This is a genomic window from Mycobacterium sp. E3298, from assembly GCF_001666895.1.
GTDB lineage: Bacteria > Actinomycetota > Actinomycetes > Mycobacteriales > Mycobacteriaceae > Mycobacterium.
In genome coordinates, this window is the sequence record NZ_LZJB01000509.1 from 1 (window position 1) to 19,818 (window position 19,818).

Here is a 19,818-nt window from a genome sequence, read left to right on the forward strand (position 1 = left end):
GCCGCGGTTCTCCCGCCACCAGGCCGCCGCGTGGCGCGTGACGTTGAACGTCCCTTTGAGGTGCACCGACACCACCGCGTCCCAGTCCTGCTCGCTCATCTTGAAGACCATGCCGTCGCGAAGGATCCCCGCCGCGTTCACCACGACGTCCAAGCCGCCGAGCGTCTCGGCGGCCCGGCCGATGAGATCCGCGCACGCGGCGAAGTCGGTGATGTCGGTGGTGTCGGCGAATGCCTTGCCGCCACGGCTCGTTATCGCCGCCGCGACGCTTTCGGCCGGACCGGAGTCGTGTCCGGTCCCGTCGACGCCGACGCCCGCATCGGAGACCAGGACCGTCGCGCCCTCGGCGGCCAAGCCCTCTGCCACCGCGGCGCCGATTCCCCGCCCGGCCCCCGTCACCAACGCGGTCCGTCCGTCCAACACACCCATCGTCATCCAACTCCTCGTGGCCTCGCGTCAAAGACGAGCATACAGAACATACAAACAATATCTGTATAGCTGTTTAGCCATCGCCTACTCGAACCCCCACTCGGCATAGCGGCGTTCCAACTCGGCCATCGCCTCCCGGCCGCCGCGGGTACTGCGTTCCTTCATGAAGTTGAACTCGTCGTCGCGCCACACGAGGTTGCTGAACACCGTGTGGCCCATCGGGACCCAGTCCCCGAACTGCGCCATCCCGACGGCGTGCCAAAACGCGATCAGAGCGTGCTTTCCCACCATCAGGCCGTCGGCCGAGTGGTGAGCGATCGCGCGGGCATAGCGCAACGCTTCGTCGCGGAGCCGCTCGGCGGGCACCACCGACGCGGCTACGCCCCACTCGCGTAGTTCGTGCGCGGACACCTTGCGGCCGGTGATCATCGCCTCGTAGCCGCGGTTGGGTCCCATCTTGAGCAACGCGAGCGGCATGGCCGTGGAGAACCCGGCGAACCCAATGCGCGCCTGAGGGCGGGCAACGTACATGTCATCCGAGACGACCAGAATGTCGGCGGCCAGGGCCAGATTCATCCCGGCGCCCAGCGTGGCACCCTGACAGCCGGCGATCACCGTCTTCGGGAACTCCAGCCAATTGGTGAGGTGCCGGTGCAGCCGCCGGGCGTTGCCCAGGCGCGCGGTCTGCGGCAGTCGCTCGCCCTTGCGCAGTCCCGCTTCTTCCACCGGGAGCCGGCGCACGTCGTCGCCGCTACAGAAGTCCTTGCCTTCGGCCAGCAACACGACGGCCTTGACCTGGTCATCGTCCTCGGCGCGGTCCAGCCGCTCCTTGAAGAGTCGATGCATGCCCGGAGACAGGATGGCGTTGCGCCGTTCGGGCCGGTTGATGGTGATCTGCGCGATGTGCGGTTCGACAACCTCATAGCGGACCCAGTCCTCATCGACCTCGAATTCGCCTCCAGCGGCGGAGTCGGTGGCCATCAGCCCTCCTTCGCGCGTTGGCAGTACATAAGTACACTAGTCGATCAATTGTCACATCGGGTGATACGGTCGGCGAATGCCAACATTCACGGTCACCAAGCGGCTCGCCGTGTCACCGGACGCGGTGTGGGCCGTTCTCGCCGACTTCGGTAACGTCGACTGGATCCCCGGACCCAGCGATGTCAGGGTCGAGGGCGAAGGACCCGGCATGCGGCGGTTCATCGCAGCGAGCACCGAGAAGCCGGTCATCGAGACCCTGATCTGGATCAAGCCGGACGAGCGTGCGCTGTCGTACGAGATCACCAACAATCCGATGCCGGTCAGCCGCTTCGTGGCGGTCAACACCGTGACCGAGAGCGCGGATGCCGGCGGAGAATCAATCGTGGTCTGGGACATCGACTACGAGCCCATCGGTGACGACGCCGCCGCGCGCGATGCCATGGAGGCCGTTTACGGCCTGATGGCGGGCTGGGTGCAGGACTTCGCCCAAGCGAGAGAGTCCGGATAGAACACTTAGACAGAAAGTGTCTATTAGTTTAGGATTGTTCGAGTGATTGATCCTCTCGATCTGGTACTGATCAGCGTCGATGACCACACCGTGGAACCACCCGACATGTTCAACGGCCGGGTGCCAAGCCGTTTCGCCGACGACGCACCGCGCATCGTCGAGGACGCCGACGGCATGTGTTTCTGGGTGTACGACGGTCTGCAGCTGCCGAACATCGGGCTCAACGCCGTTGTGGGCCGGCCCAACGACGAATGGGGATTCGAGCCGTCGCGATTCAGCGACATGAGGTCGGGGTGTTACGACGTCGACGCACGGGTGAACGACATGGACGCCTCGGGGGTCCTTGCGTCGCTGTGCTTCCCGTCGTTCCCGACCATCTCGGGCGCGCTGTTCACCTACCGCGGGGACCGCGACGTGTCCGAGGCGATGGTGCGCGCCTACAACGACTGGCACATCGAGGACTGGTGCGGGCGGCATCCCGACCGGTTCATCCCGATGGGGATCCTGCCGTTGTGGGACGCGAGCCTGGCCGCGGCCGAAGTGCGGCGCCTGGCGGGGCGCGGCTGTCGCGCGGTGACGGCTCCACAGCACATCGGGAGCTACGGGCAGCCGCCCTGGCAGGATCCGCACTGGGATCCGCTGTGGGAGGCGATCTGCACAGAGAACACGGTCGTGAACATCCACATCGGCACGGGCGGCGGATTGCCGGTGCCGTCGGACCTGACCACCTATCTGGCGTACAACTCGATGCTGCCGATCGACACCCAGCGCTTCGTTGCCGACCTGTTGTTCTCACCCATTGTGAAGAAGTTCCCGTCCATCAAGTTCTCGCTGTCGGAGGGCGGCATCGGATGGATTCCGTTCCTGCTGGAGCGATTCGAGGACATCTACTCGCGACAGCGGGCCTGGACGGGAGACGATTTGGGTGACGGGCTGAGCCCCAGCGACGTGTATCGCCGCAACTTCATGTCGTGCTTCATCCGCGACCGGGTCGGCATCGAGATGCGGGAGCGCATCGGAGTGGACACCATCTGCTGGGAGATGGACTACCCGCACTCGGACAGCAGCTGGCCGGACGCGCCCGAGCAGCTCGCCGCCCAGTTGGAGGGCTGCACACCCGACGAGGTCGAGGCGATCACCTGGCGTAATGCGGCCCGCGCCTTCGGCTACACCGGCGTCGAGCGACGGGGCAGGGAACACTGCACCGTCGCGGCGCTGCGGGAAAGAATTGCCGGCCTGGATCTGTCGGCGCCCAAGGTGGACGCCGGCCGCGCGCCCAGGGCGGGCGCTACCGCGATCACGTACGGCGACATGAAGGTACGGATGGCGTCGATCCTTCGCGGTGGGGCGTGACCGAACCGGATTACGGGGTCGTCCTCACCGGGGCCGATCGGCAGTTCCGCGACGAGGTGCGCGGGTTTCTTGCAACGGCATTGACCTCGGACGTGCGCGTCCAGGGCCGCGACGAGATGGATCGATTGAGCCGAATGCGCCTGTGGCAGAGGCGTCTTCACGACGCGGACTTGGCGGCGATCTCATGGCCGTCCGAATTCGGTGGTCGCGCGGCCACTCCGGTGCAACAGCTCATCTTCAACGCCGAGATGGCCGCCGCGCACGCTCCAGAGCCCATCAACCGCAGCGCCGTCAATCAGCTCGGCCCCACGATCATTCAGTGGGGTACCGACGAGCAACGCCAACGCTATCTGCCGAACATCCTTTCGGGCGACGAGGTGTGGTGTCAGGGATTCAGCGAACCCGACGCGGGCAGTGATCTCGCCGCCCTGAAGACCAGGGCCGAGATCCACGGCGAAGAGCTGGTCATCACCGGGCAGAAGGTCTGGACGTCCAAGGCGCAATACGCCGACTGGATCTACATCCTGGCACGCACGGATCCCACGGCGGACAAGCACCAAGGAATCAGCTACATCCTCGTACCCCTACGCACCAGCGGGATCGAGGTGCGCCCGATCCGCCAGATCACCGGGCAGGCCGAGTTCAACGAGGTGTTCTTCGATTCGGTGCGGGTGCCGCTCGCCAACGTGCTCGGCCCACTGCACGGCGGTTGGCGGGTGGCCAAATCCACGCTGGGCTACGAGCGCGTCGGACAGAGCCGCACCCATCGGATCGAACGGCGGCTGGCGATTCTGATCAAGATGGCGCAGGAGCAAGGAGCGCTGGGGCACGAGGGCTGCGGCGACGGCTACGTGGCCGATCGGATCGTCGGTTTCGCCGCGCGGGTGGAGGCGCTGCGTCAGATCTCGGCCCAGGCGACGGCCGCCGGCGTCCGCGGCGTCAGTCCCGGGCCCGAGGCGTCGGTGGCCAAGCTGCTGACGTCGGAAGTCGATCAGGAGATGGCCAATTTCGGGCTGGAACTCACCGGGCCGGGTGGCACCCTGGAGCGCGGCTCGGCGGGGGCGACGAACAACGGGAACGTCGCACGGAGCTACCTGCTGATGCGGGCGGCGACCTTCGGTGCGGGCACGTCCGAGGTCCAGCGCAACGTGATCGCCGAGAAGCTGCTGGGACTGCCGCGTGACCCCTGATGGCCCGTCGTCGCTGAACGAACTCGCACGCAGCGCGGGCGAACTCGAGCAGTTGCGGGCGTCGGCCGATGACGCCCTCCGAAAGGTGTGGTCTGCCAGCTCTTTTCGGAGCCTGCTCGATGGCCCCGGCCCGGTGTTCGACCCGAAGCTGTGGCAGACGATCGTCGAGGCCGGGTGGGCCGACGTCTTGGTCAGCGAGGCCGCCGGGGGCGGAGGGGGCGGGCTCCGTGATCTGTGCGTGCTGGCCGAGGCCGCCGGCGCGGCGTCGGCCCCTGCCCCGCTTGCGATGGCGGCGGCCACGGGATGGTGCGAGAACCGCTGCGCCGACGGGATTCCCCTGCTGTTGCCCGAGCGCGGAGAGCGCACCACGGCGGGCGTCTCCGGAGTGTGGCCGCTCGTGCCGTTCGGTGCGGTCGCAACCAAATTGTTGGTCTGCGCGGGCGACGGAGAGTCCGCCGTGCTCGGGGTTGTCGACCCGGCGGAGGCGGGCGTGGTGCGCGAGCCGGTGACGCCCCTGGATCACAACCCCGGCGCACGAATCACGCTGAGCGATACGCCGATTCAGGTCCTCGAGACCGGGCCGGATGCGGTGCGCCGCCACGGTGAAGCCGCGCTGCGCGGCCTGATCGGCCGGGTGGCCGAGTTGGTTGGCATTGCGGCGGCCGCCAACGAGGCCGCAACCGAGTACGCGAAGCTGCGCGTCGCGTTCGGCCGCCCGATCGGCGCCTTCCAGGCGATCAAGCACCGCCTGGTCGATCAGCGGTGCGCGATCGAGATCGGGCGGGCGCTCGTCAATCGTGCCTCCGACGCTTGCCAACACGGGCATCCCGAGGCCCCCGCGCTGGGCTCCCTCGCCGCCTACTGGGGTATCGACGCGCTGCGTACCGTGCCCGAGGGCGCCACTCAGGTGTTCGGCGGCATCGCGTACACGTGGGAGCACGATGCCCACGTTCATCTCCGCCGGGCGGCCAGTGCCGCGGGAAGTCTCGGTCAGCGCGCGCACCACCGCGACATCGTGACGCGCTGGCTCACGGGGCGCTATCCGGTGGAGCAGCCGGGAGGTGACGGGTGAACTCGTTCCTCTCGGGTGTCAAAGTCCTTCAGGTCGGCGACGGGATCGCCGCTGCGGCGGCCACGTCGCTGCTGGCGAACCTCGGCGCCGAGGTGAGTAAGCTCTGCGGCGGTTTCTCGCCGTCCCGGGTAGGGCCGATGATCGCGGTTGGCGCCGCGTCGGTGCCACTGGTTGACGTGGTTCTAGATCGTGGCAAGCGAATTCTGCGATCACCAAGCGACACATCGGCATTGATCGACGCACACGACATCGTGATCGTCGACCACGACGCCGCGATCGACCCGCCGCAGGCCAGAAACGCCGTGGTGGTGAGCGTCAGCCCATTCGGCCTGACCGGACCGCGCTCCGTCGAGCGGGGTGGTGAACTGATCGCCCAAGCGACCGGTGGCATGCTCGCTACTATCGAGGGCTCTGACGGGACGCCGGTGCCCGCCCCTGGCTATGTCGCGCTCAAGGCGGCGGGCGCGGTGACGGCGCTGGCGGCCCTGCACGGCCTCGATCGGCGCAACGCTACGAGCGCGCCGGTGAGCGTGGATGTGTCGGTGCAGGAGGCGGTCGCATTCACCGCGGCCCTTCCCGAGTGCGCCCACGTGCTGTACTCCTGCCCGGGAAGGGCGGGCAGCGGGCGTTATCTCGCCCCGTCGGGCTTGTTCGCCTGCCGCGACGGACTGGTGCGCATCACCGCCGTCGAAAATCACCAGTGGACCGGCCTGTTGGTGGCCTTGGGTCATCCCGGATGGGCCACGGGCCTGGGCGAACGAGCCGCCCGGATAGAGCACGCCGATTTGATCAACCACCACGTCGGGGCGTGGGCGGCGACGCTCCTCAAGGAAGACTGCGCAGCCCTGTTGCAGGCCAACGGCGTGCCTTCGACGCCGGTGAATACACCCGCGGAGATCCTGACGTCGCCCCAATTCGCTTCTCGCGGAGCCATTTCGGTGACTCGACTGGGCGGTACTGCCCTGTCCGTACTGGCCCCCCCATGGGCGACGCGCCCGGGCGGGCGGTTCGGACGGCACCGCACGGGCCGGCTGAACGACCTGCGAGTCGCCGAGCTGACCCACGTCCTGGCCGGGCCGATCGTCGGCGCGTTGCTCGGTGGGATGGGTGCCCGGGTGCTGCGACTGGAAGACCGCGACCGACTCGACATCTACCGCCGCACCGGACCGTTCGCCGCAGGGCGGCCCGGCGTCGAGCGCGGCGCGTATTTCGCGGTGGCCAACCACTCCAAGCGCAGCGCGCTGATCGATCCCGGCCGGCCGACGCAGGACGTCGCCGCCGCCCTCGAGGAAGCCGACGTGCTGATCGAGAATGTCGGCGCGGCACGGCTGACCCGGCTCGGCGTCGACCCCGCCGAAATCGCCGACTCGGGCCGGTTGGTGATGCGGGTCTCGGGTTTCGGGTCGACGGGTCCCATGGCCGGATACCGCGTGTACGCCAACAACGTTCAGTCCTACGGGGGTCTGGCCGGACTCACCACGGGATCCGACGGGTCGCCGGCGCGGCTCGGCACGGTAATCGCCGACCCGCTGTCTTCGGTGGTGGCGGCCACCGTGATAGCGGCTTGGGCGCTCGGGCCTGCCCGCGACTTCGGGGCGGTGATCGATCTGTCCATGGCCGAGGTGGTGGCGTCCACGGTGGCCGAATTCGTCGCCGCGGCCTCGGCCCCCGTCGGGGTGGTGTACGACGGTGGGGCCGACGCGCGGGGCGGCGTCTACCGTAGCGCCGATGACCGCTGGGTGGCGGTCGAACTCTCGGCTCCCGCGGACCGGGCGCGCCTGACGGAATTGGCCGGGGAACCCGATCAGCTCGCCGCGCTGATCGCCGGCGAACCGGCCCGCGAGGCGGCAGCGCGCCTGACGGCCGCGGGGTTGCGCGCTGCGGTCGTGCAGCGCGCGGACGACCTGGTGAACGACCCCCACCTGGCCGCGCGGGGATTCTTCCCGGAGATCGCCCACCCCGATCCGGATATCACCACCGCGCGCCTGGTCGGTCTCCCGTGGCGATTCACCGGGCACGGCCCGATCCCGCTGGCGCCGCCGCCGGCCCTGGGCGACGCGAATGCCCGTCAGGAGAGGATGACAAGTGCCGGCTGATCCACCCAGTGATGAGACTGCGACGGTGTGGGCATCGACGTTCGTGCCGTCGAGGTCGCCGATTCCCGAGTTCGGCCAGGAGGGCTACTCCGTCGCATGGGTCGACACTCGCGAAGGCCGGGTGCAACTCCTGGTGTCCGGGCCACGGCCCGGGCCCGGTGCCGTTGGCCGAATCGTCGAGCGGAAGCTTGGCGAGGCTGAAGTGCTGCTCTTCGAGGCGGATCCGGCGTGACGGGCGTCCACGTCGCGGGCGTCGGGCTCACCGCCTTCGGCAAACACGGCGACACCGCGCTCGCCCAGTTCGGGGTGACGGCCGCCCGGCAGGCGCTCGAGGACGCGGGTCTCGGCTATGACGCCATCGGCGAGGTCTTCTGCTCGTCGTCGATGGCGCCGCCGCAGACCGGGCTGAAGGTCGCGCATGCGTTGGGACGCAGCGGGATCCCGGTAACCGCGATCGAAAGCGCCTCGGCGGGGGGCATGGTCGCCCTGCGGCATGCTGTGTGGGCGGTGGCGTCGGGCCGCTGCGAGGCGGCGTTGGCGATCGGCTATGAGAAGACGACCGCGCTCGAGCCCGGCGGGGTGGTACCGGCGGCGGTCGATTTCTGGGACCGGTTCCCGCCGCAGATCCACTACGCGATCGAGGCGAATCGCTTTCTGTACGAGGCGAACTGCGCGCCGGATGTTATCGGTGCCGTCGCGGCCAAGTCGTATAACCAGGCGCGCCTGAATCCGCTGGCGGCTCGGCGCAACGACCACGAGGTGACCGTTGAACAGGTGATGTCGTCGCGGATGATCGCCGAGCCGCTAACCAAGATGATGTGTCACGCCTCGGTCGACGGCGGCGCCGCGATCGTCGTGACGTCCGGACCACGCATGCGGTCCGTGGCGATCAACGCCATCGAGCAGACGAGTTGGCCGCGCGACCCGGGCTGGCCGCTGGCCGGTCCGTGCGTCGGCCCGCCGTCGCAAATAACCCTGACGGCAGGGCGGGCTTACGCCGCGGCGCAGGTCGCGGCGAATGACGTCGGAATTGTTTCCCTGCATGACATGTGCGCCAGCGAGGAGGTCACCGCGCTGATCGCACTCGGCCTCGTCGACGTCAAGGATGTCGCCGAACTCGTCCAGTCGGGCGGGTTGGGATCCAAAGGCAGGCTGCCGACCAACACCGACGGCGGCTGCCTTGCCCGCGGGCATGCGTTCGGTGCAACGGGACTGGCCCAGGTCGCCGAGGTGGTGAGTCAGCTTCGTGGAGAGTCGGATTCGCGGCAGGCCGCCGATCCCCGCGTCGGGCTGGCGCAGGCGATGGGGGGCGGTGGGTCCTGTGTTGTGGCCGTACTGGGTCGGTGATTCGGCCCTCAGCCGGGGTCTTCGTAAGACCGGCCGAAAAAGCGTTCGACGAGGGCGCGTTCGTCGGCGGGGTCCCTCACCGGCCACCACCACAGCGCCAGGAACGCCCGGATAAGCCATTGGGCGGCAAGTGGATCTGCATTGTCGGATCCGAGCATGTCATAGGCGAGTGCGGTGACAGCGGGGGAGTTCGTGAGCCACTCGCTGCGCGGCACCGTCGGTGCGGTCTGCATGAGCTGCGCCAACGGATCAGAGCGCAGGCGCTGCAGGGCCAGGATGGTGGCCGTCACCACTCGTTCGCGGCCGGTCAGGTCTTTGATGGCCTCGCGCACGGTATCGACGATGCGGCTTGCCTGGAGGGCAACCACCGCGTCCCTGATGGCCGCCTTTCCGCCGGCGTGCCGGTAAATAGTCGCCGGTGAGCAGTGGACCGTTTCGGCGAGGCTCTCGATGGTGAACTCGTCGTATCCGACGTGCGAGATGAGGTCGGCGGCGGCCGCATATATCCGTTCGGCGGCTGCGCTGCGGCGATCCCGGCCCACCAGCCAGTCGTTCCGTGCCATGCAACCCTCCCGTACAGCCGACAGAAACTTCCCTCAGGGTGAGAATTATCGGTAACAATTCTCAGGCTAACGCGCTGGTCCTCCCGCGCAAGCGGTTTGGGGTGCACGGACGGCGCGGCGGGAGGCTTATCAAACTTTCCTCGCCCTATTGACCGCGCCGACGGTCACCTTCAGCCTGGGTCTATGGCGGTCTTGAGCGACCCGGTCGATTTCTTCGGTGCCGAGGCTTTGCAGGATCCGTATCCGATGTATGACCGGATGCGCGCGACGGCTCCGGTGCATCGCATCGCCGATTCCGACTTCTATGCCGTGTGTGGCTGGGACGCGTTGATCGAGGCCGTCACTCGGGTCGATGACTTTTCGTCCAATCTCACGGCAACCATGATTTTCCGCGAGGACGGCAGCATCGGGGCGTTGCCGATGATGGAGGCGGGAAGCCCCACCCACGCCCTGGCCACGGCCGATGATCCGGCGCACGCACTGCACCGCAAGATCTTGCTCCCACACCTGTCCGCGCGCCGGGTGCGGATCATCGAGGAATTCGCTGCGGAGACCGCCGAGCGCCTGTGGGAGGAGAACCTGCACCAAGGACGCATCGAATGGATGGGCGCGGTGGCGAACCGGCTCCCGATGATGGTGGTCGCAAAATTGCTGGGCCTGCCCCATGCCGATGTCGACAAACTGATCCGGCTGGGTTACGCCACCACCACCCTGCTCGACGGCGTCGTCACCGAGGCGCAGCTCGCGGAGGCGGGGGTTGCGGCGTTCGAACTGTCGGCGTACGTCATGGAACATTTCGACAAGGCGGATACCGCGGACAAATCCGGGCTGATACCGGACATGGCCGCCCGCTACGCCTCCGGCGAGGTGGACCAGGCCGTGGCGATGGGCATCATGCTCACGCTGTTCAGCGCCGCCGGCGAGTCGACCGCCTCGTTGTTGGGCAGTGCGGCATGGATTCTCGCCGACCGCCCCGAGGTCCAACAGCGGATTCGCGAAAACCCGGAACTACTGGGCAATTTCATCGAAGAAACACTGCGCTACGAGCCGCCGTTTCGTGGCCACTACCGCCACGTGTGGCGTGACACCACCCTCGGCGGGGTGGAGGTGCCGGGGAATGCGCATCTGATTCTTTTGTGGGGAGCCGCCAACCGCGACCCCGAGCACTTCGAGTCGCCCAACGAATTCCTTCTCGACCGCAGCAACGGGAAGGGGCATGTGACGTTCGGCAAGGGCGTGCATTTCTGCGTCGGGGCGGCCCTGGCCCGGTTGGAGGCTCAGATCGTGTTCAAGATGCTACTGGAGCGGACCACCTGGATCGACGCGTGTGACGTCGGAGATTGGCTGCCCAGCATCCTGGTCCGGCGACGGAAGCGGCTGGAGCTCGTCGCACGGTAGCGGCCTCCGACGCGCGCGTCAGCGGCCGAGTAACCGGGCCAGCGGCGTCAGCGGGTGCACGCCGCCGGCGCGGTTGAGAACCGGCTCCAGTAAACGCATTTGCCGCATGATGCGGCGGTGGAACAGCCGAATGAGCTCGGTGTCCATGTTGTCGGGCGCCTGCAGCACGAATGCCTCCAGCGCCGCATCGCCTGCACGCCAGTCGGCGTATCGGGAGCCGAGCAAGGGTTCGACGTCGTCGAGGTTTTCGGATTCGATCGCGGGGCCGTGCCGGCAGACGCCGGCGACGTAGCGCGCGGTTTGCGCCGTTTGATGCCGGCGAAAGCGCTCAATCTCGGTCTCGGCCGCTAGCTCCTCGATGATGGGTGCCAACGCGTCGATAAGGCCGCTCTGGCGGACATCTGTCGCCTGCGGGAGTCGGTAATCGCCGAGGGCGACGCCCTCGACCGCGGCCATGGCTTCGACTGCGTTGAGCGAGCATTGCTGAAACCACTCCTCATATTGCAGCAAGTCGCTCATCGGAAAAGGGTTGTGCAAGACCATCACCAACGAGAGAGGCGTGGTGAGCGAGAACTGCGCGGTGTGGAACTCGACCACCGGCAGGTCCAGTTCCACGCCGGAAACCTCCTCATAGCGCCGGAACGCGCGCTCGAGGTCGCCGAAGGGCTCGGAGATGTCGCGCAGGCGCAGTCCTGCGAGGTCGTGGGCGGTGTCGCCGAGGTAGGCCAGTTCGACGTCGAGCAGTCCGGTCACACGACCGTCGGCGAACATGAACTGTCCGGGATCGCCGAGGACGAAGCGAGGGTCGAACCGGTGCGCGGGAACGTGGCGGCGGATCCAGCCGATGCCGAATTCCAGAAACGGCTCCGGGCGCTTCTTGGTAGACCGATACCTCGCGACGGACGCTTCGAAGCTCGACAACGCGTGCTGCTGAGGGCTTTCGGGCAACTTGAGCCCGGCGGTGGAGAACTCACCCGGATCCAGCCGATGGATCCGCGCAAGGATTTCCATGTATTCATCGATGACCGAGTTGCGTTCTGCTGCACTCGGCGAGGTTGACAGATTGGTGGCGCCGGGGAGGCGATCCATCACGATGGCCGGTGGTGCCTCAATCCGACCGTGAATGTGTGGGACTGGAATCCCTTGCTTCTCCAGGGCTTCAAGGATGTCCGCCTCTCGATGGGTGGACAACGAGAACTCCATGCCCTCGCGGTTGCCCCGCACATACAGCGGCATGATCGTGCCGTCGCGTTCGACGTCGGCGAACCAGGCCGGACGCCAACGTGGTTGGCGCTCGAAGGCCCGCACGGGCCCCAGGTGACTCTCGAGCCAGCTTCGTACCGCCTGATCGGGTGTCATGTCGTCGGGGAGGTCAGAAACCCATTTTCAGCGCGGCACCGGCGTCGATGAACATCTGCAGCCCGGTGACGTATCGCGATTCGTCAGAGGCGAGGTAGACCACGGCGTGCGAGATGTCCTCGGGCTGCACCCAGGGCACCGGCATCGCCTGGAGCATCGGGTAGATCACGAAGGCATCGTCGTGTGTCGGAGCCTCCAGGTCGGGCCGGAACGTCTTGTACATCATCGGGTTGTTCATCATCGCGGTGTTCACGTTCGTCGGGTGCACGGCGTTGACGCGTATCTCGCGCGCCGCCAGCGTCATCGCCATCGATTTGACCCAGTCGCGGACGAACTTCTTGGCCAGACCGTAGCCGAGCCCGCCGGGGCCCGCGTTGCCGCCACCGTTGAACATGTCGTGTTGGGAGACCAGTCCGGCGATCGAGCCGGTGGCGATGATCGACGCACCGGTGTCCAGATGGTCGAACGCGGCGTTGACGGTGTTGACCACGCCGAGGAAGTTCACGTCGAGCACGTCGCGGAACGCCGGATACCCTTTGTGCTCTCCGTGCGGGCAGATGCCGGCGTTGGCGACGACGACGTGCAGCCCGCCCAGTTGGGCAACGCCGTCGTCGATCGCCTTCTTCAGGGCCGCCCGATCCCGCACATCGGCCACCGCGGTGACCACCCGCCGGCCGGCCTTCTCCACCAGCTTCGCCGTCTCGTCGAGGTCGCTCTTGCGTGCCATCGGGTAGTCGTTGGTCGCGATGTCGTCGCAGATGTCAACGGCGATGATGTCGGCACCCTCGTCGGCGAGATGGACTGCGTGACTGCGTCCTTGGCCGCGCGCCGCACCCGTGACGACCGCAACTTTGCCGCTGACTCGATTCATCTGCTTACTCCGTTGGTTGGATCTTAAGAGGGCTGTCGATCACGCGATGGTCCCGCTGTCCTTGAGGGCGATGATGTCGTCCCAGTCCTTGCCCAGTTCGAGCAATAGCGCCTCGGTATGTTCGGCGAACTCCGGTGTCGGGCCGAGAGTAAACGGTGTCTGATCGAAAAGCACGGGGCTCGATACCAACTCGAGGGCACCGCCGCTGCCTTGGATGGGCGCGATGACACCGTTTGCCCTCACCTGCTCGTCAGCCACAACATCCATCGTGTTCTGTACGGGCGCCCACTGCCCTTCGAAACCGGCCAGCGCTTTGCGCCAGTGCTCGAGGGTTTTGCTTCCGAGCACCTCGCGCAGGATCGCAGTTGCCTGGGCCGCGTTGCGGGTTAGCAGCTCATGGCTGGCAAAGCGTTCGTCGGTGGCAAGCTCGGGGAGTCCGACCCGCGAACAGAAGTCCGCCCAATGGCGGAAACCTTGCATCATCGACAATCCCATGTACCGCCCGTCGCCGGTGCGGTAGAAGCCCACCAGCGGATTGTGGGGGGCGACGTTGGCGCCGGCGGGGTTTGCCTGCCACGGCTCTCCGGAGATCAGCGCGGCGTTGACTGCCACCCCCATCGCCCACACCCCCACTCCGAGGAGCGACACATCCACCACCTTGGCCTCACCGGTCCGATCACGAGCGAACAGCGCCGCCGCGATTCCGCCGGCAATTGTCATGCCGCCCAGAGAATCTCCGTACGCCGGGCCGGGTTGTGCGACGACGCCGCCCATATCGGGCGGGGTGACGCTTGCCGCGCTACCGCCCCGGCTCCAGAAGCCCGTCATGTCGTAGCCACCGATGCCGGCCTCGTCGCCGAGCGTTCCGTATGCGCTGCCCCGCACATAGACGATGTCGGGATTCGCCGTCCGCAAGTCATCGACGTCGATCCGCAGTTTGGCACGGGCGTCGGGCAAGAAGTTGGTCAGGAACACGTCGCTTGTGCGCGCAATGTCCATCAGCAATTCATGGCCGGCCGGTGTCGAGATGTCCAGGGCGATAGATCGTTTGCCGCGGTTCGCGTGCTCCATGACGGGGTTGCGGTCGCCGGCGATCTGCACGTTGCCGAGCTGACGTAGGCCCCGCTGGGCATCGCCGGTGCGCGGATGTTCGATTTTGAGTACGTCGGCGCCCCAGTCCGCCAGCACCGCGCCGGCGGCCGGAACGAACGTCCACTGGGCGACCTCGAGGACGCGTACGCCTGCCATGGGTCCGCTCATGGGCACGCCCCTCAGCGGTAGTCGAGCACAACAGGCAGGTGGTCGTGCGTGTGCACCAGCGTCGACACGCGGGGCACTCGGTCGCCGACCACGTGAATCCCCTTGGCGCGCCGCGCCACTTCCTCCAGCAGCAGACGAGCTTCGCGTCGAGCCAGGGCGGCGCCCATGCAGAAGTGCTCGCCGACCCCGAAGCCGAGGTGATTGGCGGCGTCCTGGCGGTGGATGTCGAACTGTTCGGCGGTCGGGCCCCAGTGCTCCTGGTCGCGGTTCGCGGACGCATAGGCGAGCAGCACCCCGTCGCCTTCCTTGACCTCCGCACCGCGCAGACGAACGTCGCGGGCCGCCTGCCGGGCCATGCTCATCACCGGCGTCCAGTAACGCAGCACCTCCTCGACGGCGTTGCCGCTCAGGCCAGGTTCGGCGAACAACACCGCCGATTGGTCGGGATGCGTGTCGAGGCAATCGGCTATTCCCGCGATCAGGCTCTGCGTGGTCTCACTGCCGGCGGCGAGCAAGGTGAGCGCGTAGATCATCACCTGCATGTCGTCGAAGGGCTCCCCGTCAACGGTCACCTGGGAGAGCATCGTGAGCAGATCGTCCTGAGGATGCTCCTTGCGTTCGGCGACGAGGCCCATCAGATAGGGCCCGATGTGTTCGAAGATGAATGCGTAGTCCTCGTCGCTCGCGGCCCCACCACCGACGTTGGCGATCGTGGTCGCCCAGCCCGCGACCTTCGGCCAGTCTTCCTCGGGCACTCCCAGCAGGTAGGCGAACACATACACGGGGATGGGCTCGGCGACCCGTTGAATCCAGTCGAATTCACCGTTCGGCAGGTCGTCGAGCACATCGTTGACGACCTGGCGTACCCGGGCCTCCATCTTGGCGACCGCGGCCGGCGTGAACCGCACGCCGACGGCCTTGCGGTGCACTCGGTGCACCGGCGGATCCATGAACATGATGCCGCGGTTGCCATATCCCTGAGGGTCGCGGCCCTCCCGGTGCGCGATCAGATCCATCATGATCCCAATGCGCTCCGACTTGAACCTCTCGGGTCGAGCCGAGATACCCTTGATGTCTTCGTACTTGGTGATCACCCAGAACTGGCCCTCCTCGTACCAATGCACGGGATCGTGTTCGCGCAACTGCGCGAATGTGGCGTTCGGGTCGCCGAGGTAGAACGCCGGCTCGTCGAAGCGGGCCGCTGTGATCGTCACCATAAGACTGAACAATAGAACATCAACTGTTAATCTGCGAGTAGCCGTCCCGCCGGCCTGGCTGCGGCGCGGCCTTGGCAGAAGAACAAAATCTGTTTTATTGTTGCATGGTGAGCGTCGGGTTGTCCCACCTTCGGGTATGCGACCTCGGCGGTCAACTGGCGGGCGCCGGGGCGACGAAGATCCTGGCCGCCTTCGGTGCCGAGGTCATCCGAGTCGAAGACCCCGCAACGCGCGGGATGTGGGACGCGCTGCGCGGCGTCGGCCCGTTCGTCGACGAGCGCCGGGGCGTGAATCTGGGTGCCGGCTTCAACAACCACAACGTGGGCAAGCTCGGGGTGACCATCAACCTGCGTCAAGAGGCAGGCAAGCAGCTGTTGCGTGAGCTGATCGCCCTGTCCGACATCGTCTGCGAGAATTTCGCCGCCGGCGTGCTGGACAGGATGGGTTTCGGCTACGACGAGCTGCGCCGGATCAAGCCGGACATCATCTACGTCTCCAACTGCGGCTTCGGACATAGCGGCCCCTACCGCGATTTCAAGACCTGGGGTCCCATCGTTCAGGCGCTGAGCGGGCTCACCTTCACAGCCGGGTTGCCCGACCGTGAGCCCGCGGGATGGGGTTACTCGTACATGGACCACGTCGCCGCCTACTACATGACGGTCGCGATCCTGGCGGCCCTGCATCAGCGCGAACGCACCGGCGAGGGTCAACACATCGACTTGGCCACGGTGCCTGCGGGAATCGCGATGCTGCCCACCGAGGTGCTGGATTGGACGGTCAACGAGCGGCCCGCGCGCCGGCCGGGGTTCCCGGACGGTAACCACGCCGACTTCGGTGAAATGGCCCCGCATGGGATCTACCCGTGCCTGGGCGAGGACCGGTGGGTCGCCATCGCCTGCCGCGACGACCGGGACGTCGCCCTGCTGTCCAAAGTCGTCGACGAACCGCGATTGACAGAGGACCGATTCGCCACCCTGGAGCAGCGGTTGCTCGGCGCCGACGCACTCGACGCACTCGTCAGCGCCTGCACCCGGACCCGCGAAGCCTCCTCGCTGGCAGCCGAACTCACTGCGGCCGGGGTGCCGGCGAGTGTCGTGAAGTCGCCGCGGGAACGGATCGACGAAGACCCGGACCTCGCCAACTGGGGACTGTTTCCGACCGTGACGCACCCCGAGATCGGGACGGTGCGCGTCGAAGGGGTTCCCCTGCGAATGTCGGCGTCGCCGTGGAGCATTTCGCGGGCCGCGCCGTGTCTGGGCGAACACAACCGAGACGTGCTGGGCGGGCTGCTCGGGCGCAGTGATCAGGAGCTGGACGAATTGACGAAGCGGGGTGTGATCTGAACGCGCTGAGCGGGATTCGCGTCGTCGAGATCAGCGGCCAGTTCACCCCCGTCGGGGGAAGGTTGCTCGCCGAACTCGGCGCGGAGGTCGTCGTGGTCGAACCTCCCGCGGGATCTTCACATCGGTCACGACCGCCGTTCGCACACGACAACATCGGGTCGGATACCAGCCTGCGCTGGTGGAGCGGCAACGTGGGCAAGAGGTCGGTGACCGTCGATCTCGACACCGCGGAGGGTGCCAACGCACTGGGGCGCCTGATCGCTGGCGCCGACATCGTCATCTCCGGGTCCGGCCCCGTCGGCGATGCCCGGCACCCGTCCCTGATCTGGGTGGCGGTCACCCCATTCGGCCTCGACAGCATGCGGGCCGACCAACCCGTCACCGACCTCACCATGCTCGCCGGCGGGGGTCCGGTCTGGAACTGCGGCTACGACGATCACTCCCTGCCGCCGGTCCGTGGCGCCGGCGAGCAGTCGGCCAACCTCGCCGGCCTGTATTGCGCGATCGGAGCGCTGGTGGCCCTTGCGCACCGGGACCAGGCCGGCCAGGGTCAGCTCGTCGACGTCAGCGTCAATGCGGCCTGCAACGTCAGTTCGGAGCAGACGACGTACCACTGGCTGGTCAACAACGAGACGTGCGTCCGCCAGACCGGCCGTCACGCGTACTTCACGCGGAGCCAACCGACGCAGGTCCGGTGCGCGGACGGCGCCTACGCCACCACCGGCGTGCTACCCCGCAAGCCGACCGAATTCGCGAACCTGCTGACCTGGCTCGCGGACCTTGGCCTGACCGACGAGCTTCCCGAGGCGGTGTTCCTGGAAATGGCCGCCTCTCGCGACGAGCCGGTCGACATCGCGATGATCGGTGCCGACGACGAGACCACCGCGATACTTATGGCGGCCCGCGACGCGATCACCTTGATTGCTTCCCGGATGCCGGCGAATGAGTACTTCCTGGAGAGCCAGCGACGCGGATTCCCCGCCGGAGCGGTGCTGTCACCCGACGAGGCCTTCGAGGACGAACACATCGCCGCCCGCGGGTTTCACGTGCCGGTCCACCACCCGGAACTGCGGGAGACGTTCCGCTATCCGGGCACGCCATACCTTTTCAGCGCCACTCTTGCGGGCGGGCCCGTACGGCCACCCTTGCTCGGGGAACACAACGCGCTGCTCGACGAACTTGCCGACGACACCGCATGACCCCCGGTGACCGCCTCACCCATATCGGGCTGTGCGTCAGCGATCTCGAAAGATCCGTCCGATTCTATTGCACGGCAATGGGATTCGACGAAAGCGGCCGCCTGACGGTCGACGGGCCCGAGACGGCACGGCTGCTGGGCGTGCCCGGGCTGGTGCTGGACTTGGTCTACCTGCAACGCGACGGATTTCGCCTCGAGTTGCTCGGCTACCCGGTACCGGGCGTGCGCGAGAAGCGCCGGCCCCGCCGGATGAACGCGGTGGGCTTCACGCACCTGTCTTTCCGCGTCGACGACGCGGACGCGGTCGTCGCGCGTATCGAGCGCCTGGGTGGCCAAGCCCGACCGGAACGAACGGTCACATTCGACGGCGGCAACCGGGGACTGATGGCGACTGACCCCGACGGCAACTGGATCGAGTTGATCGAGCGCACGCCGCCGAGCGACTGAGCAGTTAGTCACTCAACGTCCGATTGTTCATTGCGATGATAGAGTCAGGGCTGTGCCAGCGACCAGCGAGTTGATGTATTCGCCGTTCTCCAAGGCGATCTTCGACGATCCGTACCCGGTGTACCGGAGATTGCGCGACGAGGCGCCGGTCTACCGGGATCCCGAAAACCGCTGGTGGGTCCTGTCCAGGTTCGACGACGTGTCGCAGGCTCTGCGGGATTGGGAGACGTTCTCGTCCAAGCGCGGTCCGGCACCGGAGAACCCGGACAACGACGGACGGAAGTACTCGGTGATCTCGATGGACCCGCCTCGCCACGACCGCATTCGCGGGGTCCTCAAAGGGTTCTTCACGCCAAAAGCGGTCGCCGCCATGGAGTCTGCCCTGCGGGCGGTGGTCCACACGCACCTTGGCCGGCTGCAACCGGGTACCACCGTCGACGCGATGGAGGCGTTCGCGTTCTCGGTGCCCACGGACGTGATCGGTGATCTGCTCGGCGTGCCGCACAGCGACCGCGCGCAGCTGCGCGTCTGGTGGGAGGCCTTCCTCACCCGGGAGGAAGGGCAGGTCGCGATGCCGGCCAAAGCCATCGAGGCCAACCGCCTGATCAGCCAGTACATCGGTGACCTGATCGAGCGGCGCCGCACCGACCCGGGTGACGACCTGATCAGCGTCGTGCTGCAAGCCACGTTCGACGACCCCGAGGCCGGCGGCCAGCGCGCCCTGACCCCGCACGAGGTGCTCATGTTCTGCAATCTCCTGTCTGCCGCCGGCTCGGAAACCACGCAGAAGCTGATCTCCAACGGCCTCGTCGCGCTCGCCGAGCACCCCGAGGAGTGGCAGCGCATCGTGAAGGACCGCAGCGTCATTCCCGCCGCGGTGAACGAGGCGCTGCGCTACGACACGCCGAGCCACTGGGTGGCTCGCACCTTGACCAGGCCCGTCGAGCGACACGGCGTCACCATGGACGCCGGCGACTGGGTGCTGCTGCTCCTGGGCAGCGCCAACCGCGACGAACGGCGCTACCACGATCCCGACCGTTTCATCATCGACAGGCCGCGCGGCACCGACGTGTATTTCGGGTGGGGAATCCACATCTGTCTCGGGCAATGGTTGGCTCGCCGCGAGGCGCAGCTGGTGTTCGAGTACATCGCCGACAGGTTTCCCGACTACGCCATCGGGGCTCGG

Annotated in this window: 19 protein-coding genes; 12 read left to right on the forward strand and 7 right to left on the reverse strand. The window is 67.1% G+C overall.

The window, feature by feature from the left end; all coding sequences use genetic code 11:
* Both A9X05_RS23405 and A9X05_RS23410 read right to left on the reverse strand, forming a co-directional pair.
* Positions 1-435: SDR family NAD(P)-dependent oxidoreductase (locus A9X05_RS23405; RefSeq protein WP_231978457.1), on the reverse strand; the 435-nt coding region annotated here is incomplete at its 3' end.
* Positions 436-513: 78 nt separating this feature from the next.
* The gene (locus tag A9X05_RS23410; protein ID WP_067784295.1) at positions 514-1,410 is read right to left on the reverse strand and encodes an enoyl-CoA hydratase/isomerase family protein; all 897 of its coding nucleotides are present in this window, start codon (positions 1,408-1,410) and stop codon (positions 514-516) included.
* Positions 1,411-1,486: 76 nt separating this feature from the next.
* Here A9X05_RS23410 and A9X05_RS23415 point away from each other — a divergent pair, with 76 nt between their 5' ends.
* From A9X05_RS23415 to A9X05_RS23445, 7 genes are read left to right on the forward strand one after another with little or no spacing between them, the layout of a single operon-like run.
* The gene (locus A9X05_RS23415; protein ID WP_067784296.1) at positions 1,487-1,918 is read left to right on the forward strand and encodes an SRPBCC family protein; all 432 of its coding nucleotides are present in this window, start codon (positions 1,487-1,489) and stop codon (positions 1,916-1,918) included.
* A 42-nt stretch (positions 1,919-1,960) separates the two neighbouring features.
* Positions 1,961-3,271 (forward strand): amidohydrolase family protein, encoded by a 1,311-nt coding sequence (locus A9X05_RS23420; protein ID WP_082950438.1) that lies wholly within the window; start codon positions 1,961-1,963, stop codon positions 3,269-3,271.
* Positions 3,268-4,461, forward strand: a complete 1,194-nt coding sequence (locus A9X05_RS23425) for an acyl-CoA dehydrogenase family protein (RefSeq protein ID WP_067784298.1) — start codon at positions 3,268-3,270, stop codon at positions 4,459-4,461. Before A9X05_RS23420 ends, A9X05_RS23425 begins: the two co-directional genes overlap by 4 nt.
* Positions 4,451-5,533, forward strand: a complete 1,083-nt coding sequence (locus tag A9X05_RS23430) for an acyl-CoA dehydrogenase family protein (protein WP_067784300.1) — start codon at positions 4,451-4,453, stop codon at positions 5,531-5,533. Before A9X05_RS23425 ends, A9X05_RS23430 begins: the two co-directional genes overlap by 11 nt.
* Positions 5,530-7,629, forward strand: coding sequence for a CoA transferase (locus A9X05_RS23435; protein ID WP_067784302.1), 2,100 nt, complete (start codon positions 5,530-5,532; stop codon positions 7,627-7,629). The genes A9X05_RS23430 and A9X05_RS23435 overlap by 4 nt, the downstream gene beginning before the upstream one ends.
* The gene (locus A9X05_RS23440; RefSeq protein ID WP_067755160.1) at positions 7,619-7,861 is read left to right on the forward strand and encodes a hypothetical protein; all 243 of its coding nucleotides are present in this window, start codon (positions 7,619-7,621) and stop codon (positions 7,859-7,861) included. Before A9X05_RS23435 ends, A9X05_RS23440 begins: the two co-directional genes overlap by 11 nt.
* Positions 7,858-8,976 (forward strand): thiolase family protein, encoded by a 1,119-nt coding sequence (locus A9X05_RS23445; RefSeq protein ID WP_067784304.1) that lies wholly within the window; start codon positions 7,858-7,860, stop codon positions 8,974-8,976. Before A9X05_RS23440 ends, A9X05_RS23445 begins: the two co-directional genes overlap by 4 nt.
* 8 nt (positions 8,977-8,984) lie before the next feature.
* Here A9X05_RS23445 and A9X05_RS23450 read toward each other — a convergent pair whose 3' ends face one another.
* Positions 8,985-9,539, reverse strand: a complete 555-nt coding sequence (locus tag A9X05_RS23450) for a TetR/AcrR family transcriptional regulator (protein ID WP_067784306.1) — start codon at positions 9,537-9,539, stop codon at positions 8,985-8,987.
* A gap of 183 nt (positions 9,540-9,722) precedes the next feature.
* Between A9X05_RS23450 and A9X05_RS23455 the strand changes: the two genes are divergently transcribed.
* Entirely contained in the window at positions 9,723-10,937 is a 1,215-nt protein-coding gene (locus tag A9X05_RS23455) for a cytochrome P450 (protein WP_067784308.1), read from the forward strand.
* Between the two features lie 18 nt (positions 10,938-10,955).
* Here the strand turns inward: A9X05_RS23455 and A9X05_RS23460 are convergent, their stop codons facing one another.
* The 4 genes from A9X05_RS23460 to A9X05_RS23475 all read right to left on the reverse strand — a co-directional run bounded on the left by A9X05_RS23460 (position 10,956) and on the right by A9X05_RS23475 (position 15,641).
* Positions 10,956-12,245 carry a phosphotransferase family protein gene (locus A9X05_RS23460; RefSeq protein WP_231978458.1) on the reverse strand — a complete coding sequence of 430 codons (1,290 nt, stop codon included), beginning with the start codon at positions 12,243-12,245 and terminating at the stop codon, positions 10,956-10,958.
* Between the two features lie 64 nt (positions 12,246-12,309).
* Positions 12,310-13,167 (reverse strand): mycofactocin-coupled SDR family oxidoreductase, encoded by an 858-nt coding sequence (locus A9X05_RS23465; RefSeq protein ID WP_055404272.1) that lies wholly within the window; start codon positions 13,165-13,167, stop codon positions 12,310-12,312.
* Between the two features lie 39 nt (positions 13,168-13,206).
* A complete protein-coding gene (locus A9X05_RS23470) occupies positions 13,207-14,427 on the reverse strand; it encodes a CaiB/BaiF CoA-transferase family protein (protein WP_067784312.1) in 1,221 nt (406 codons plus the stop codon).
* A gap of 11 nt (positions 14,428-14,438) precedes the next feature.
* Complete coding sequence (locus A9X05_RS23475) at positions 14,439-15,641, reverse strand: cytochrome P450 (protein WP_231969092.1); 1,203 nt, start codon at positions 15,639-15,641, stop codon at positions 14,439-14,441.
* A 107-nt stretch (positions 15,642-15,748) separates the two neighbouring features.
* On the opposite strand from A9X05_RS23475, the gene A9X05_RS23480 reads away from it, so the two are divergent.
* From A9X05_RS23480 to A9X05_RS23495, 4 genes are all read left to right on the forward strand, one after another.
* Positions 15,749-16,987, forward strand: a complete 1,239-nt coding sequence (locus tag A9X05_RS23480; RefSeq protein ID WP_067755138.1) for a CaiB/BaiF CoA-transferase family protein — start codon at positions 15,749-15,751, stop codon at positions 16,985-16,987.
* Positions 16,988-17,001: 14 nt separating this feature from the next.
* Positions 17,002-18,186: a CoA transferase gene (locus A9X05_RS23485; protein WP_255369272.1), complete on the forward strand. Its 1,185-nt coding sequence runs from the start codon at positions 17,002-17,004 to the stop codon at positions 18,184-18,186.
* On the forward strand, positions 18,183-18,632 hold the full coding sequence (locus tag A9X05_RS23490; protein WP_067784316.1) for a VOC family protein: 450 nt from the start codon (positions 18,183-18,185) through the stop codon (positions 18,630-18,632). The genes A9X05_RS23485 and A9X05_RS23490 overlap by 4 nt, the downstream gene beginning before the upstream one ends.
* 52 nt (positions 18,633-18,684) lie before the next feature.
* Positions 18,685-19,818: cytochrome P450 (locus A9X05_RS23495; RefSeq protein WP_067784318.1), on the forward strand; the 1,134-nt coding region annotated here is incomplete at its 3' end.